Origin of the sequence: Burkholderia sp. RF4-BP95, from assembly GCF_001521985.1 — a bacterium.
Classification (GTDB): domain Bacteria; phylum Pseudomonadota; class Gammaproteobacteria; order Burkholderiales; family Burkholderiaceae; genus Burkholderia; species Burkholderia diffusa.
Genome location: NZ_LOSX01000092.1, coordinates 165,989 through 182,165 on the forward strand (window position 1 = coordinate 165,989; position 16,177 = coordinate 182,165).

Sequence of the window (16,177 nt, forward strand, 5' to 3'; positions counted from 1 at the left end):
ATTTCAGTAACTCAGTCCTTTCGCATAACCCATCTGCTGCAGCTCGGGCAGTTGCTTCGTCAGCCGGCCGACACCGATGTCAGTGCGGTAGAACGGGCTGTTCGGGATCTTGACCTTCTTGATCGCGCTGTAGGCCGAGCGGCGCGCGCCCGTAATCGTCTCGCCGGTGCCCGTTGCGATCAGCACATAGTCGCCGGCCGTCACCGGCCCCGGCAGCTCGACCACCTTGCCGTTCACCTCGCGCGGCGCGACGCCCATCATCACCTCGGAGAAGTGCAGGTGTTCCATGTCCTCGGCGCCGTAAATCGGGATGCCGCACAGCTCCTTGTTAGTGATCTTCGAGTACGGGAAGTCGGGCAGCGCCATCAGGACCGAGATGCACACCTCGTCCACGCGGATCTTCAGTGTGTCACGGCCCTGGATCTTGTCGGCCATCCACTGGGCCGGGTCGCCGTCGATCAGCGCGGTCAGGTTGTGACGGATCGGCCATCCGTCGCGCATCGTCCACTCGAGCGGATACGGGCCCTTCCCGTCGGTCGGGATCATGCAGTTCACGTCGACATACCCGACATACCCGATCCGCTTCAGGTGCTCGGTGGCGGGCTTCAGCACCTCGTCGGCGAGCTTCGACTGCCGGACAACGCGCACTGTGGTGCCCATCTCGCCGGTGTTCACGCCCAGGTCGCCGTTCATCAGCTTCTTGTTTTCCCAGTTCTCGACCCACCCGCGGGACCAGCCGTCCGGACCGAAGAAGCCGCCCACAGCCATCTCGATGCCGCTGATCTTTTCCTGCAAGATGAAGCCGTCCTTGCGCGCGGCCGAGCGGTACTTGTCGATCTTGTTCCAGCGCCCGAGCATGTAGACCATATCGGCCGCGCTGTCAGCAACGTACGACATTGCGCGCTCGCCGTCGCCGGACGGCTTTGACACGAACGCTTTGCCCTGCTTCTTCACGTAGGCGATCGCGGACTCGTAGTCGTGAAACGTCTTGCCGGGAATGATCCGCATCCCGCACTCCTCCATGACCTTTTGCCCGGCCTCGCGATCAAGCTCCCATTCGACGGCCGCCAGGTTGCATCCGTAGATCGGATAGCCGATCCGACGGTACGGTTCGAGCATCTCGAGGTAACTGACGTTGTCGGGCGTGTAGATCAGGTCGGCCCAGCCGAGCCACTTCCGGCGCAGCTCGTCGTAGTCGCGGATCTTCGGCACCATGCCTTCGCCGGCGTGGCGGTCGGTACCATCCGGGCGCGGCTTGTCGTACCAGAGGACCTGATGGCCCCACTCCTGGCAGCGCATCAGCCAATCGAGGCAGTTCGAACCGACGTCGATCGCGAGGATTCTCATGGGGCGGGCGGTCGTTGAAGGAGTTGTTCGGTAACGGCGGGCCCGAAGCGGTTGTAGGCGTTTGCCGCGAGCCACGGCGGGACAGCGGCGAAGGGCGCGAGCCCCGCGCCGCCCGCCATCAGACCGGCCACAATGCCGCGCTCTGCTGTGTTCGACGTGCCCGGCTCGCGCAGGAACAGCGAACCGATGTCCGCCAGCTTGCCGAGTTCGCCGCCCTGGCCCATCGCCATCGCGCGCTTTCCGTATGCGTTCGACGTGACCGCGCCCATCAGCGCCTTCGGGCTGATATTCCCGCCCGGCGATTTCGCCACGAGCGGCTCGATCGTCTTCCCCATTGCGTACTGTCGGCGGGCGGCCGCGTAACGCGCGGCCTCGTCGGCGGACAGCTGCGGCAGGAACGCATCTTCGATTTCGCCCTGCAGATCGCTCAATGCGTGTCGCAGGTCGCCGTTAGACGTGCTGCGGATGGTCGACTTCAGCTTGGTCAGGTACGGCCGGAGTTTTGCCCCGTCGAGTTGCCGCGCAGCAGACGTCGCACCGCCGCCCGCGAGCTTCTGCCGGGGGCCGGCCAGCGCTTCCAGGTCGTCGATGTACCCCTGAACCACGCCCTGCACTTCCGGCAGTTGGTTTCCCTTGGCGCGCTGCAGGCGATTCAGGAACGCGTTGTCGACCGGAATGCTGTGCGCAGCAGTGATCGTGTCGATCTCAGTCCCCGACTTCTTCATCGCGTTGGCGTACACCTGGCGCGTCAGCTTGTCGCCTTCGCCACCGATCGCACTGATCAGCCGCTGGTTGAACACGCGCTGGTTCGCGCTCGACGTTTCACCCGAAAACGGTACGTCGGACGTGAGCTGACCCGCGATGCGCCCGAATTTGTTTTCGTACATCTGGTCGGGCCGAAACCGGAAACCCATCTGGTGCGCCTCGCGCGCGAGCCGAAGCGTCTCCGGATCGACTTCCGGTAGCGCTCGCGCAGCTGCGCGTACGGCGCCGCGGCCTACAGCATTCGCGCCAGCGCGGGCCGCACCGGCGACGCCTTCTTCGGTCGCCAGCACGCCGCGCGGCACTTCCGGGATCCGCGCAATCATCGTTCCTTCCACGGGCAGGCCCGCGAGCTTACTGGCATCCATCATGTTGCCGAGGGCTTCGACGTCGCTACGGCCGGCTTCGGTGCGCGGCTGGTATGTCAGCCCGTTCGCGAGCGCCGCGCCGGCTTTCTCGCCTTCCTCTATGCCATGCTGCGTGCCGTACTTGCCGCTCGACAGCGTCTTGCCGACACCGTATGCGGCGCCCACGGGCGCGGCCAGCGCACCGGTCACCGCCGACAGTCCGGCCTCGCCGAGCCCGACCGCGCTCTTTCCCAGACCGAGCAGGCGCTCCGCGATGGTATCGGCGTGCTGCAGCGCCGTGCTCGCCGCTGGGCTATCAGGCGGAAGTCGCTCGAGAGGCGCGACAGGACCGCGCGGCGCTGCTACCGGCGTACCGCCGTACTTGTCCCACGGCCCAGTCGCCGACGCCGCAGTGTCCTGCGCGTATTTCTCCCATGGGCCAGCCATTACATCTTCTCCCAGTTGCTTTGCTTCGACGGGTCGCCACCCTTGAACCGGTAACCACCCTCGACCGTGCCGACGGCGGGGGCGCCTTCACCGCGACCGGAGATGCGGGCTTTTTGCTGCGCCTGCACTTCCGTCGGTGCCTGGCGCGCCGCCGCCATCTCCTTTTCCATCATCGACAGCACCGCGTTCAGCTGGTCCGGAGTGCTCGCGGTGGACAGCAGCTCGCGCGCATGCTCCTTGTCCGATACAGTCGGGACGCCGGTCGGGCTGATCGCGCGCGCGTAAGCGTTGATCGACGTGTTGAGAGCGGTTCCCAGCGCAACGACGCGCGGATCCCCGCTGCCTGTTTGAGCAGCCTGCAATGCCCGGTTCACGCCCGGAAACTCCGTGCGCGGCAGTGCGGCCGATGCCTGCCGCACGAGCGGGAAGGTCTTCTGCGCCTCTGCGACGGCCATGCCGATGTTCGCCGCGCGCGTAGCGCCCGTCCGGGCGGCAGCCTTCTCGCCCTGGAAACCAGCATTCGCGGCGGCGATGTCCGCGCCGGTGCCGCCCGCTTCGCGCTCCTGCCGCATCACCTCGCGGCGCAACGCGATGATGTTCTTCGCGCCCTGCGCGCCGCGGCCGAGGTTCTGGTAGACCGACGTATCGCCGGCACGCGCCTGCTCCGCCAGGAACTTCAGGTCTTCCGGCGAGAACTTGGCGTCGTCTCCGTTTGCCATTGCGATCGACTGCCGGCGAAGCGCAATTGATTCAGCACGGAGAGCATTCGACTCAGCGCGCGCCTGCGCGCGGTCCGCACGATCAAGCGCACGATCTTCTGATCTCTGGTTAGCTTCACGGATTCGCTCCTCGAGTGCAGCGTGGCGATCCTGCACGGCCTGCAGCTTCATTTCCTGCTCGAAGCGCATCTGAATTTGCGCGGCCTGCGCTTTCGCCTGCGAGTCGAGGATCGGTGTCAGCTGTTGCAAGCCCATCATCAGGTCCGCACCGGACAGACCCTGGTCCTTCAGGACCTTGATCGCACTGTCGAGCGTCAGCGGGCCGCCCGGTTGCTGCGAGGCGGCGGGCGCTGCCGGCGGTGCGGGAATCTGGGCGGGGATGGCTTGCGTCGGGCTCCCGACCGTCGGCATCGGCTGGAACGTCGGCAGCGGTGGCTTACCAGGCACGCTACTGCCACCGCCCATACCCCGGGGTACGCCGGGCGGAAGCGATGGCATCTGGCCCGGTCCAGCGCCTGCGGCCGACGGCTGCGCCGGCACGGACGGTTGACCGGGATTCGGCGTCTGGGGCGGCGGGGGCATCTGCGGGGGCTGCTGTTGCTGGCCGAGCAGCATCGGCAGCGCATTGCCTGCTGCCGTCAGTGCGGCTTGCTGCCGCTGTCGATCCTGCTGCGCCTGTTGGAACTGGGCGAGCTGAATCTGCGCGTACTGACGCTGCAGGGCCTCGTCCTGCGCCTGCTTCTGGTATTGAAGGAAGTACGGAAGCCCTGCGAGGCCGGCCATTTCTCACCTCACATCGTGAAGCCGTACGAATTCCCACCGCCCGAGTAGTACGGGCTCGATGAGAACGCGCCGCTAAAATCCCCGCCGCCGAATGATCCGCTCGCCGGGCTGAAGAAGTTGGAAATGCCGTTCTGCACCTGTTGGTTGCCGAACAGTCCGGAAATGCCCTGAGATACCAAGCTGCCCAGCGCGCCGGCGCCCTGCGCCTGGCTCTGGTACGGCACCGCCTGCGCGCCCTGGCCGTAGTTCATGTACGGGATGATCGACCCCATGATCCCTTCGGCCGGACCGTAGATGTTCGAATTCAGGAACGAACCATACGTGTTGCCGAGGCTGCCCGGCACACTGGCGATCGACTGAGCTACGCTATACGGCGTCGAGCCTCCAGCCAGCGTGTACCCCGGCACCGAACCGAGCTGCGACGTGCCGAGCTCACCGAATCGGCCCGCGGTGTTCGCTGCACCGGCATACGCCTGCAGTCCCTGTGCGGCGCGCTGGAGCTGGTTGTTCTGCCAGTCGATGTTGAAGTTCGACAGCGCTTGGTTCGTCAGGCCGGCGCCCGCGCCAGACGAGCCGAGCCCATACATCGAGTTCACTGCGTTCGACTGATCCGTGACCTGCTGCCGCGTACGGTTGTACAGCGCGCTCTGCGGATCGAGGCCCATATTCATCAGATTCTGACCACCACTCAGCAACGAATTCTGCGTCGCGATATTTTCAAGTCCGAACTGATTCATCAGGCCGGCCAGGTTACCGTACTGCGCGCCGGCAGCACCGGCTGCGTTCTGGTAGCCGTTCCTGTAGTAGTTGTTCGCGTTGATCCCTTCCTGCAGAGACTGCTGACCGTACTGGTTCAGGTTGCTCGAACCATACGCGCTATTGAGACCCGACAACAAGTTCTGCCAGGTTGTATCAGCACTGTTCAGCCCGCTCGGGATGTAATAGGATGGGCCGCCGCCTCCGCTCCCCCCAGACGTGCCAGGAGACATTGCGCCCGAAACCAGCGAACCTGCGATCGAGCCACCTACGGCAGCGGCAACACCCCATGGCATGATTCACCCCTTCTTCAACGTTTCAGGATCCGCAACGCTCTCTGCGTGGATGCAGAGCCACGTCAGATCCGTCAGCGCGGTGATGCGATGCACGCGCCCCGCTTTCACTTCCAGCATGCACGGCCCGTGCAGCACCTGCAGTTCACCGTCGACATCGAGCATCGCCGTGCCATGCGCGAGATAGCTCAGATGGTCGTAGTCGTGCACATGCTTCTGCACTTCCTCGCCTGCGCGCAGCGTCTGCTCGCGTGCGTATACCCCACCGGCCGTGAAGTGGTGCTTGATGGTCATTTCTCGCACCTGATCGACACAATCAGCGTAATCCGATCGTCGTCACCGTCGTTCACGACCTCGTGCTCCTTCGTGTTATCGAAGTACCAAACATCGCCCGGCGCCATCACGACCACGTCATCCTCGACGCGATTCATGCATTTCGGGTTCGTCTGAAGCGGCACGTACAGCTTCGTGTTGTAGTGCCGTACATGCCAGGTATCGTCCGCGTGCGGAAGAATGCGTTTCCCGGCCGGCACCTTCGTGATGAGGACACCGCCCAGGCGCGTCCCCTCGACGCGCGCCATCAGGCCGAACACGATCGGTCGCACCTGCGGCAACGCATACCACTCCGGATAGAAGATCGCGTCGTGCGCGTCGTTGAACCCGGTGTAGTCGCCGGCCGCCTTGTACGGCTTCTCGTCGTTGTAGCGGAGCCAGATATCCGATACGTCGGCGTGCGGACTTCCCTCGCGATCCGTGCGGAACACGTGGCGATTCCACAAGCCCGGCTGTCGCGCGATGGCGAGCAGCAGAGGCGCGGTATCAATGCCGGCAGCGATGCGGACGAGATTGTTCATTTTCCTTTGACCTGCTGATAGACGTGCATGCCGCCCAGGCCGAGCATGCCGATCGTGATCGTCGCGAGCTGCGTGAGGTCCATTTCCGTCAGGACGATGTGATGCCCGAACAGCGCCGAAATATCGCTTATCGCCGGGCGCAACACGAAGTTCCACGCGTAGCCCGCAACGCACACCCAGCCCATTCCGCCGCGCCAGTGCTGCAGCGGATCGGTGCTCTGCGCTTCGGCTTGGTTGATCTGCATCTGACCGGTGATCTGCGCGAGTTCGCCCGTCTGCTGGAGCTGGAGCAGTTGTAGCTTCGCGGCGGCGGCTTGCGCCGGGTCCGGCCAAACGCGGTCGATGATCTTGCCGACCACGTCGGAGACTGCGGAAATCGGATCGAGGAATCCCATCACGCGGCACCCTTCAAAAGGTTGTTGGCGATGCGGTTCGCCCATCCGTGGCTGAACGCCGGCCAGTTGTGCAGGTCGGCCAGATACTTCAGCCGGTACGCAAGGAACCGCGCGACGATCCGCACCGTGTCGTCCGAGTTCACCGCGGCGATCGTCACCGGGCCGATCCGGCCGTCGGGCTTCAGGCCTGCGGCTTGCTGCAGCCAGGTCACCGGCAGTCCACCGTTGTACGCAGCGTCGAACACCTGGAACGCCACGCGCGGATCAAACTGGTCGCAGTAGTACGGGTCCCAATAGACCCGCTTCGCGATGTGCTTCGCGATCTCCTGCGACAGTGCATGCATATCGCCGCCATATCCATGCGCACGCGCGACACGGGCCGTGATGCCCCACATCGTTTCACCGCCAGGATCGGCAGGGTTGTTCGAATACCCACCCTCGTTGCCCATCAGGGCCTCGAAGGCGTCGTCGAAGCTGCTCACAGCTTGCCCACCGCGTGCAGGATCTGTTCGACCTTCTGCTCGGCGGTGGCCTCGGCGTCGTTGACGATCGAGGTCATGCGCGATTCCAGATCGGCGAGTTCCTTCGCAGCATTGCCGAGACCCACGATTTCCTCAACTTTGTCGACGAAGGCACGGCCGTCGTTTGCAAGCGCCTGAAACCGAGCCTCGATAGCGGATTTGATCGATTCGAGCATGTTCATCTCCTAGAAGAACTTCTTGAGGCCGCCGCCTGCCCCGTAGGCTGCGACGGCGACCAGGGCGTACATGAAAACGCGCCATGCCAGACCGAGGATTCCGCGTCCGACGTTAAGCTGAAAACGCTGGGTAATGCCGCTTTCGATCTGTTCAGCGATCGCCTTGACGTCGTCTTCGGTGAGTGTCCGGTTTCCCATGTTTTCCCCGATAGTTGGTGCAGATGGTAGTTTTGTTTCCCGCTGCGCCTAGGCCGACGGCGCGATGGTGAAGTTGTCGGTAAAGCCCGGGCGCAGGATATTTCCCGGATTGCTATTCACCTGCCAGGTGGTTGAACTGAACTTGGGGAGCACGATCGAACCGCCGGTCGTGTTGTTCTTCAGCAGGATGTTGCCGTTCCAGTTCGGCGCCACCGAAAACTGAATGGCAACGGTCAGCCCCGGAGGGCCCCCGTTCGTCGAGCCCAGCAGCGAGATCTGTCCGCTGAACCATGGCGACGAGAACGGTGCATTGACGCCTCCGCCGCCGGACGTCGCGGTCGCGTTTCCGGTAGCCGTGCCGGTCTGGCCGTGCAGTTGGTTCATGTTGAGCGTGCCGCTGGCCCCGACATTGGCGAGCGCCCGCACCCAGCTGTGATTCAGATTGATGCCGCTCTGGCTGACACCGAGTTCCGTCGCCACCTGCGACATGCTGATCGCTCCGGATGCAGGAAGCGTCATTTCGTCAACTCCAGTGCGGCAAGGCGCTCTTCCAATTCCAGCACCCGTTCTGCCAGCTTGATAACCGAAACCAGTGCAGCATTGCCGTACGCCACAGACAGCAGTTCGCCTTCGACCACGGCTTCGGGCAATACTTCACGAAGCGACGCCGCGCCGACGCCGGCCTGACGCACCCCGATGTCGATACGCGTGTACGTCCCGTACTTCACGCGCGCAAGACGCTCGATAAAATCGACCGGGAGGCCGCTCCAGTCTCTCTTCAGGCGCTCATCGGAATACGCGGTGACGTTGGCCGCCGCCGCGAAATTCCCACTGTCGTCCAATGACATGAGGACACTTGTGTAGCCATCGTTCATCACCTGCAGCGCGCCGTTGAACGCCCGGAATGTCTTGGAGGGGGTCGTCGCGCCATTTCCAACCAGCTTAAGGTTGGCCCCGTTGGTATCGTTCGTGCCGTTGATTGTCAGCGTCGTACCGCTATTTCCGGGCTCATTCAGCACCAAGCCGGAAAACGACGGAATAGCGGGCAGCAAAGGCTGACCGTTGGCATTCACCTGGGTAACGATGTAGTTGAAGTCCGCCATCACTTGCGTGGCGTCGGCCGTCGTCCCGTTGTTCAGCGTATTCGGCAAGTTTCCGATGATGGACATGGCCTACCCCTGTGCGATGTAGCCGGTATCCTGATACCGGGCGTAGAAAGTACCGATCTGGAATGGATTTCCTGAGTTCGTGAAGATGTCGATCGCGATCTTCGCGAACACCAACGCATTCGGCCAACCTAGGGGGTTCACATCCGGGATCGCATTCAATGCGGTCCACGGCGCATACCCCCAGTTGAAACTACCCCAGACCGAACCGCCACCGGATTTCGTCACGGAGGTGGTTCCAAGCGTCGTGTTCTTTTCGTTGAGAGCCGTGATGCTGAAGTTCGTCGACGTCGATCCGGATGTGCTCAGTTCGATGTTGGATTCGACCACCTGCAGTTGCGTCATCCTGTTGTTCTTCGGGAACGTCGACGATCGAAGGTGACACTGATACGTCGAGCCGGCGTCCATATAGGACGTGATCGATGTCGGCAGAGTCGTGCTGAGAAATAGCGCGGCGCCTTTTGCAATGCCCGACACCACGAAAAACGAACCGTATTGGGCGGCGCAGTCGTAAATGAACGAGTGCGGACCATTCCACCGCCGTCGGCGCATGTCGAACCAGTAGTCGTTGGTTTGGTTCTGCCCGAATAGCTGCGTCGGGATGCAAACGCGATACACACTCCCGGAATAGGCTGCGGCCACGCGCGTCGGCTGCGTCACGTTCAGGAACGGTGTCTGCACGTCGGCAGTCGTTCGGCCGTCTGGGGCCAGTTGCTGAACCGCACCGAGCTGCGTCACCACGTACGGCGCATCCGAGCCCACGAAATGCGTGCCAAGTGGGCTCTGCGCGACGCTGCGCGGCGACGTGGTGCCGATCGTCAGAGACAGATAGTTCACGCCCAGATTGTTCGTCACGGGATCGCCCGTTACTTGCCAGATCTGCGATGCCTTGAACACAATCAGCGCGGCGGTGACGCCGCCCGATGTCGTCTGCACCGGCAGGCCTGCGAACACTGTGATCGGCGTCGTATCACCGAACGTGACGGACTGGGATGCGTTGGTGCGCGTCGTCGGAGCGAGCACATCGCTGAAATAGCTGACGTTCCCGATCGCGAACCACGCACGGTTGTTGAAATTCGCGACTGATGTCGGCACGCCGGGGAGCGCATTCGTCGCTGTGTTGGCAGCACTCCACGATGGCGCGGCCGGGTTCGAGATATTGATAACGCCGAAGAAGTTCGAACCGGTGCCCGAGAACCCCGGATGCGTGACGATTACGTTCGGGCCAACCACCGCCATCGTCGGCGGAGTCCACGCGCCACTCGACGGCGGGGACGACGGCACGTTCCCGGCTGTCACGCCGGAGATCGTAACGAACGAGTTCGTCGACAGGTTGTAGGCGAACGGTTCGTCAAATCCTGCGGTGCGGCCGGTCGACACCATGCCGTAGGCGACGTTCCCGATCACGATATAAACGGACACGAACGTCGGCGATGTGAACCCGGCAAAGGTCGTCAGCGCGGCACCGACACCCGGCCGCGGAACAATTAGCTCCGGATTACCCTGATCGAAAACGAGATTGGAGAGCAACGCGCATGCGCCCGGGAACGCATCGGTCGCATCCAGTGCATCACTGAGCCCTTTCGGCGTGAACCGGACCGGGTATCCGTTTCGAATGCCCATGGCTCAGTCCGTGATCTTCGTCGGCTTCAGCGTGCGATTCGTATGGAAGCGCCGCGGATCCAACCGCACCGACTTGACGACCTGCTGCTCGTCGCCTTCCATGATCAGATGCGTGCGCAGCATTGCCTCACATTGCGCGCGCCATACCTCCTGTCGCGTATCGTCCGTCTCCCCCATCAGCTCGACAGCTGTCGCCTTGATGAGATATTGCTGATCCGGAAACCACGGGATCACTGTCGACGTTTCGGGCGTGGTGATGTCCGGCTGCTTCACCATGTAGCGATGCGTCAGCGTGATCTGCCCGGACGACTGCGGGTAGATGAAGAGCTGCCCCGCCGAGTTGTTCGCCTGCGCCGTGGTTTCGTCGTACAGGATCGTCATGAACTCGTACGGATAGTTCGCGATCGACGGATCCTTGAACTCCTGGTCCCACTCCTCCGTGGAGATCGGGTGCAAGAAGTACGGCAGGTTGTTCTGTTGGAAGAACAGATCGTACGGGCGCAAGTAGTTCAGCGGCAGAGTGAACGGACCGTAGTTGTTCGCCTGCACGGTGACGAATTCGGTGACCCGGTTGACCTTCAGGTCACGATGCAGCCAAAGGTCCTCCAGGACCATGTTCAGATAGATGCCACCCTGCTGGATGAAGCCGGGGCATTTTGCGACGGCGCATGCGCGCGCGACGATCTGCTGGGCCTGGAGGTAGGCCATTTCATGCCCCTGCGCGCGCTTCCGCGATCTTCTTGCGTGCCTTTTCGAGCTCGGCGTCGATGCCCTTCAGCTGCTGCGGCGCGTTCTTCAGATTGGCCTGCTCCTGGCTCGACAGTGCTTTTGCACCGGCCTTACCGGCGGACTTTGCGTTCTGGCGCTCGAGCAGATCCGCGTACGCGCGCGCGACGTCGTCCCGCGCCTTTTCCCACTGCTCGATGTGCGCTTCGAGGACCGGGATCTCGAGCATGCGCTGCTGACGCTGGAGCGCTTCGCGCGCCATATCCATGCGGCTGTCGAGGGAGTCCTTCGATTCACCCTCGACCAAATAACCGCTGGCCGAGAGCTGCGCCTGGTTCGGCGCCGGGAGGGTGATCGTGAAATTGCCGATCACCGTTGCAGCCGTAGCTTCCTGAGAGGCTTGCATTGTCTTCCTTTCGGGGTGGGGAATTACGATCTCGCCCAGGCCGGCACGGGGCCGCCTCCGAGCACCTTGTTCTGCGCTTGCCGGTACGGGTTGAACGCGTGGCCGTTGATATCGTTCTCGTGCACCCAGGTGCGCGCGACCATCTCCTTGATCGAGCGCAGGGTGTCGGTGTCGAACTTGTACGTGTGGCCGTGAAGATACGGCGTGCCGTTGATCTTCAGGTGCTCGCCACCGCACGGCGCGAGATCGATGCGATACCACCAGAGATCCGTCTCGCCGTCCTCGGCTTTGCCGGCAAAGCGCTCGACGACGCCCGACGTCAGCAGCGCAGATTGCGCCTGAGCGGACAGGCGCGCCGATTCTTCCTCGGCGATTTCCTTCGCAGCGCCCAGCTTGGCGTTTTCGGCTTCGAGCGCCTTGATGCGTTCGAGCAGCGCTTCGCGGCTCTCGTCGACCGGTGCGGCACCGCCGAGCAATTCGTCGGCGTCAGCCGACTCCGGAGCCGGTTTTGCCGGCTCCTGCGAGTTACGTGCGGCCATCAGTTACTCCTTACGGGGTGGTCACGGTACCGCCCTGATAGCCCGGCGCGAATGCGGAGCCGCATTCCACGCGAGCCAGGAAGGCCGTGTTGAGCAGGATCGAGCCGTAGAACACCTTCCACGACACGACCCGGGTTTGGTTCAGCGGATCCGACTTATCGGCGCCGGTCAGGTAGTGGAACTCGGGGTTCTCGAGCAGCACCTGTCCGTAGCTGTGGTTGCCGATGAAGAGCACCGGGAACACCGATACGCCGGTCGCCGGCGCAGCCGGCGGAACCTGCGAGACGCCGACGCCCGTCAGCGTGATCGTCTGGTTCGGCTGCAGTTGCGTCGCCTGGCCGGCGAGCACGCCGGTCACCGGCACGCCGTTGCCGATCGCCGTGGCGAGGTTCGCGGGGCTGGTGGTCGTGCCGATATACACGTTGAACACGTAGTTCGGAAACGACGGCAGCGTCACCGAGATCGAGCCAGTCGGGCCCGTCACGCTGATCGACGAGGAAACCTGGTAGATCGTCTGCTCGACCGACGTCAGCGCCGGCGCAGCGGTAACCTGGATGTAGTACGTGCCGGTCGCCAGCTGGCCGCCGGACGTCGACGCGGTGCCGTTGATTGCGGCCGCGCCCGTCCAGTACGGCATCATGTTCGTTTCGCAGAAACGAATGCCGCCGAAGTCGCCGAGCTCGTTGTTGTAGAGCCGATTGACGTCGCTGTAGGCCCAGGCTTGCTGGACCGACGAGTTCTCGCGCATGTCCTGCGCCGAGAACGGGCTGATCAACGCGACGTAGTGCTGTTTCACGCGCGGTGTCTGCGACGGGTCGCGATACGCGCCCGCCTCGATCATCATGTCTTCGCGCTCGTCGCCGTTGAAGCGCGGCACGCCGTAGGCGGCCATCGACGCGAACAGGCGGTTCGATTCGTGCGGAGACATCACGTTGGATGCCGTCAGGGCGGCGCGGTTTGCGGCGCCGCCGGCGTAGTTCACCTGCGGTGCGGACAGCAGCGTGTTGAGCGTGTTGCGCTCGAGCGTTTCCGGCATCTGCAGCGACACTAGCTCGCAGGCTTGCTGGAACAGCGGGTGCTTGATCGTGAGGTTCGCCACGTCGGTGATAATGACGCGGTCGCCCCACTGCTGCGCAGTTGCGCTGACCTGTTGCAGCGTCATCGCTTCGCCCGGGGGCGCGACACCTTCCTGCAGCGGCGCGTACGGCAGCGGCAGGCGCTGGTAACGCGACGCGGTGTACGTCGTGCCGCGGTTCGTGTCGAGCTTCAGCGGCTTGCCGAACTGGTACGCAACCAGTTGGCGGCGTGCGAGCGGCTCGACCTCTTCCTGGATGTACGCTTCGACGTCAGCCGTGAAACTCGACGACTGGTTCGTCACCCCTGGGAACATGAAGCCCGTCAGGAGGGCCAGAATTTTCGTCAGCATGGTGTCCTCGTGCTGGTCAGATGTTCACGTCGGCCAGACGCGCGGCGCGCTTCTGGTGTTCGGTTTGTCCGCGGCCAGCCGGCACCGTCGAACGTACGCCGGGCGTCTTGCCGCGCGGCACGTCGGCGGCGGGCGCTTTCGCCTTTGCCTTCGGCTTCAACTTGCCGTCCGCGATGTCCTTTCCGAGCATGTAGTAGTAGACCGACTCGCGCGAGGCGTTGCGGCCCGCACGGCGCTCTTCCTGCACTGCCGCTTCGACGCGATCGCGATAGCGCGCGCGGTGCGGATCGCTGGCGATCTTCGATTCGAACAGCGTCTGATCGCGAAGATCCTGCGCTTGAAACAACGCCGCTTGCGCAGCCTGTTGGCTCTGGCGCAGCGTGCGGTTCGACTGGATCTGCCAGCGCTCCATCGGATCCAGATTCGGATCGCGCAGACGCGTTTCTTCGGCTTCGAAATCGCGGTCAGTGGCGGGCGACGTGGTCGTGCGCCCGGCATCGACGAGACGCCCGCGACGCTCTACCTCTGCTTCGAGCGCGGCGAGCCGATCGGCGTCGGAACTCGTTCGGCGCGACGGCGCGGTGGGTTCGACGAAATCGAAGTCGAAATCGTCATCCGGAGTATCAGCGCCGGGATCGCCAGCGCCAGGATCAGCGCCGCCAGCAGCATCATGATCAACGCCACCGTTCCCAGCATCACCGCCAGGATCCGCCGCATCGTCGTCGACGCCGGGAAACAGAAAACCGAGAAGTCGCTGCAGGAGCTTGCTCATGGCCGCCCTTACGATTGCGTGCCCGTACCGACCGCCTGAAGCGTTGCGGTCGTCGCGCTGGTGATAGTGACGATGAAATCGCGCCAGGTGTTCTGTGCGATCGTCATGGTGCCGCCGAGGGTCCAGCCCGTGTTCGTCGTGACGGTCCATGCAAACGCACCGCTCGAGCTGTTGATGACGCGCAGTTGGAAGCTGAGGCCGATCGGGGCGATCTGCACGACCGTCGGCAGTTGCGCGAGCAACGCAGCGACGGTCGGCAGCTGCGCGTTCGCGCCTGCCGCGAGCGCACCCGTGAGGTTCAGGAAGTTCTGCGCTGCGCCGGCGATCTGCGCGGCGCCGAGGGTGAAGCCGGAGGTGTTCGTCGCGACGTTATAGCCGGTTTCCTGGAACGGGTTCATGCCCAGAACCGCGTTGTACAGGCCGATCTGATCGGGCATCGCGCCGTTGTCCGGAATGCTCGGCGGGTTGCCGGCACCGATCGCCGGGAAGACGAGGCCGACGAGACGGGCCAGAATGGTTTTGCGCACGATGATCTCCTGATCAGGGTTGCGCAAATTTATATATCGGTTTCCCGACTTCTCAAACGCCTCGCACGAAGTAGCCAACAATCTGAATACTCGACCAGTCGATAATATCGATCTGTTGGAGTTGCCCGTCAGCCGAAACGACCGGCTCAAACCCGTTTGTAAATCCAGACGGCACGCAGCGAAGTAGGACGTCCCCAGCATTGAGCCCAGAAATTGACACAGGACCAGGGCCCGACACACCATTAAAGGTAGCCTTTACGATCGTGGCAGATGCTGTTGTGGTCGTCATTATCGAACCCTCCGAGCGCGAATGTATCCCGCTGCAGATAGCGTGCCGCCGCTAAATGTAGAGATGCCCACTAGATATGCCGTAGTGGTCGACGCCACACTAATTCTTTGTATCGGGGCGATTTGGCTATATGTAGTCCCGGCGTTGAAAGTCACGCCATTCACGACTGTCGTATTCGGCGACGCGGGCAGCATCGCGCTTGTCGTGCTAATACCCGTATTAAAGTTGCCAGGCGTCGCACCAACTGCTGCGCTATAGGTCACATTCCCTACGACGTCCCAATCGCCAGCCGTCAGACTGATGCTTGTGATGTTTGTATTGGTGGAGCTCGTCATGCTGACGCTGCTAGCGCTGGAGGAGACGTATTCCCCCCAGCTACCCGCGTTCGCATTGTCATTTGTCGCGGTACCAACGATGCCACCCGTGCTCTGCGGCGTAATCGCAGCGGTGAATGTCAGGCCGCCGACCGTTGTTCCGAAGACCGGATCAGCGCCAGTCGATCCCACAAGCACCTGACCGGTCGTGCCGACTGCGAGTTGATTGATCGCGGCTGTTCCTTCGCCGACCAGCACACCATGCGCGGTGAGCGTCTGTCGGCCCGTGCCGCCCTGCGCGACAGATAGGGCAGTCGTGAGTCCCGACAGACTGGTGATGTTGGCGTTGGACCCGGAAGTCGCGATCGACGAATTGCATCCGAATCCTGATCCATTCGTCCACTGAAGCGCTTGCGCGGCGCCGTTGCATCCGGTCACCGTCACCGCAGTGACGTTGGCAGTTGAGCCCGTCGTGTTGCCGAGCAATGTGTTCGAGGCGATCTGAGCGATGTTGGAGAGCGCAATGCCGTTCGTCAGGCTCTGGAACGAATACGCTCCTGCGCCCGTCCGCGTCAGGAAGCCAGTGCTCGAAAAACCCGTGATGTTGTCGAGCGCCGTGCCGCTGGGGGTTGCGGCGTTGGTACCTCCCGACGAGACCGCCAGCGGATGGGCGGTGAGCGTCGCCGTGCCCTGCACCGTCAGGTTGTTGTACGTCGGTGACGGATAGCTCTGGGCGATCGCGGCCGAGCAGACCAGCGCGAGCAGTGCTGCGAAGACTCTCTTCATGGGGT

The 16,177-nt window shown here is 63.2% G+C and carries 20 protein-coding genes; all 20 read right to left on the reverse strand.

Going from position 1 to position 16,177, the window contains the following annotated elements:
- Window positions 1-3 precede the first annotated feature (3 nt).
- Window positions 4-1,347, reverse strand: coding sequence for a hypothetical protein (locus WS46_RS32020; RefSeq protein WP_059693382.1), 1,344 nt, complete (start codon window positions 1,345-1,347; stop codon window positions 4-6).
- Window positions 1,344-2,903, reverse strand: a complete 1,560-nt coding sequence (locus WS46_RS32025) for a hypothetical protein (RefSeq protein WP_059693385.1) — start codon at window positions 2,901-2,903, stop codon at window positions 1,344-1,346. Before WS46_RS32025 ends, WS46_RS32020 begins: the two co-directional genes overlap by 4 nt.
- The gene (locus WS46_RS32030) at window positions 2,903-4,405 is read right to left on the reverse strand and encodes a hypothetical protein (RefSeq protein ID WP_059693387.1); all 1,503 of its coding nucleotides are present in this window, start codon (window positions 4,403-4,405) and stop codon (window positions 2,903-2,905) included. Before WS46_RS32030 ends, WS46_RS32025 begins: the two co-directional genes overlap by 1 nt.
- 8 nt (window positions 4,406-4,413) lie before the next feature.
- The gene (locus WS46_RS32035; protein WP_059693389.1) at window positions 4,414-5,298 is read right to left on the reverse strand and encodes a hypothetical protein; all 885 of its coding nucleotides are present in this window, start codon (window positions 5,296-5,298) and stop codon (window positions 4,414-4,416) included.
- Between the two features lie 162 nt (window positions 5,299-5,460).
- A complete protein-coding gene (locus WS46_RS32040) occupies window positions 5,461-5,748 on the reverse strand; it encodes a cupin domain-containing protein (RefSeq protein WP_059693391.1) in 288 nt (95 codons plus the stop codon).
- Window positions 5,745-6,308 carry an aspartyl/asparaginyl beta-hydroxylase domain-containing protein gene (locus WS46_RS32045; RefSeq protein WP_059693393.1) on the reverse strand — a complete coding sequence of 188 codons (564 nt, stop codon included), beginning with the start codon at window positions 6,306-6,308 and terminating at the stop codon, window positions 5,745-5,747. Before WS46_RS32045 ends, WS46_RS32040 begins: the two co-directional genes overlap by 4 nt.
- Window positions 6,305-6,748 (reverse strand): 3TM-type holin, encoded by a 444-nt coding sequence (locus WS46_RS32050; protein ID WP_082725434.1) that lies wholly within the window; start codon window positions 6,746-6,748, stop codon window positions 6,305-6,307. The genes WS46_RS32045 and WS46_RS32050 overlap by 4 nt, the downstream gene beginning before the upstream one ends.
- A complete protein-coding gene (locus tag WS46_RS32055) occupies window positions 6,703-7,185 on the reverse strand; it encodes a glycoside hydrolase family 108 protein (protein WP_059693398.1) in 483 nt (160 codons plus the stop codon). Before WS46_RS32055 ends, WS46_RS32050 begins: the two co-directional genes overlap by 46 nt.
- The gene (locus WS46_RS32060; RefSeq protein WP_156443209.1) at window positions 7,182-7,400 is read right to left on the reverse strand and encodes a hypothetical protein; all 219 of its coding nucleotides are present in this window, start codon (window positions 7,398-7,400) and stop codon (window positions 7,182-7,184) included. Before WS46_RS32060 ends, WS46_RS32055 begins: the two co-directional genes overlap by 4 nt.
- A 9-nt stretch (window positions 7,401-7,409) precedes the next feature.
- Window positions 7,410-7,598 carry a hypothetical protein gene (locus WS46_RS32065; RefSeq protein ID WP_059549433.1) on the reverse strand — a complete coding sequence of 63 codons (189 nt, stop codon included), beginning with the start codon at window positions 7,596-7,598 and terminating at the stop codon, window positions 7,410-7,412.
- A gap of 48 nt (window positions 7,599-7,646) precedes the next feature.
- The gene (locus WS46_RS32070) at window positions 7,647-8,117 is read right to left on the reverse strand and encodes a hypothetical protein (protein WP_156443210.1); all 471 of its coding nucleotides are present in this window, start codon (window positions 8,115-8,117) and stop codon (window positions 7,647-7,649) included.
- Window positions 8,114-8,767 (reverse strand): tail fiber domain-containing protein, encoded by a 654-nt coding sequence (locus WS46_RS32075; protein ID WP_059693407.1) that lies wholly within the window; start codon window positions 8,765-8,767, stop codon window positions 8,114-8,116. The genes WS46_RS32070 and WS46_RS32075 overlap by 4 nt, the downstream gene beginning before the upstream one ends.
- Before the next feature lie 3 nt (window positions 8,768-8,770).
- Window positions 8,771-10,387 (reverse strand): hypothetical protein, encoded by a 1,617-nt coding sequence (locus WS46_RS32080; protein ID WP_059693409.1) that lies wholly within the window; start codon window positions 10,385-10,387, stop codon window positions 8,771-8,773.
- 3 nt (window positions 10,388-10,390) lie between these two features.
- The gene (locus WS46_RS32085; protein WP_059693411.1) at window positions 10,391-11,095 is read right to left on the reverse strand and encodes a hypothetical protein; all 705 of its coding nucleotides are present in this window, start codon (window positions 11,093-11,095) and stop codon (window positions 10,391-10,393) included.
- Between the two features lies 1 nt (window position 11,096).
- On the reverse strand, window positions 11,097-11,519 hold the full coding sequence (locus WS46_RS32090) for a hypothetical protein (RefSeq protein ID WP_156443211.1): 423 nt from the start codon (window positions 11,517-11,519) through the stop codon (window positions 11,097-11,099).
- Window positions 11,520-11,542: 23 nt separating this feature from the next.
- A complete protein-coding gene (locus tag WS46_RS32095) occupies window positions 11,543-12,058 on the reverse strand; it encodes a hypothetical protein (protein WP_059693415.1) in 516 nt (171 codons plus the stop codon).
- A 10-nt stretch (window positions 12,059-12,068) separates the two neighbouring features.
- The gene (locus WS46_RS32100) at window positions 12,069-13,484 is read right to left on the reverse strand and encodes a N4-gp56 family major capsid protein (protein WP_059693417.1); all 1,416 of its coding nucleotides are present in this window, start codon (window positions 13,482-13,484) and stop codon (window positions 12,069-12,071) included.
- 16 nt (window positions 13,485-13,500) lie between these two features.
- Window positions 13,501-14,256, reverse strand: a complete 756-nt coding sequence (locus WS46_RS32105) for a hypothetical protein (protein WP_059693419.1) — start codon at window positions 14,254-14,256, stop codon at window positions 13,501-13,503.
- An 8-nt stretch (window positions 14,257-14,264) separates the two neighbouring features.
- Window positions 14,265-14,783: a hypothetical protein gene (locus tag WS46_RS32110; RefSeq protein WP_156443212.1), complete on the reverse strand. Its 519-nt coding sequence runs from the start codon at window positions 14,781-14,783 to the stop codon at window positions 14,265-14,267.
- Between the two features lie 288 nt (window positions 14,784-15,071).
- Entirely contained in the window at window positions 15,072-16,172 is a 1,101-nt protein-coding gene (locus WS46_RS35810) for a hypothetical protein (RefSeq protein WP_156443213.1), read from the reverse strand.
- Window positions 16,173-16,177 lie beyond the last annotated feature (5 nt).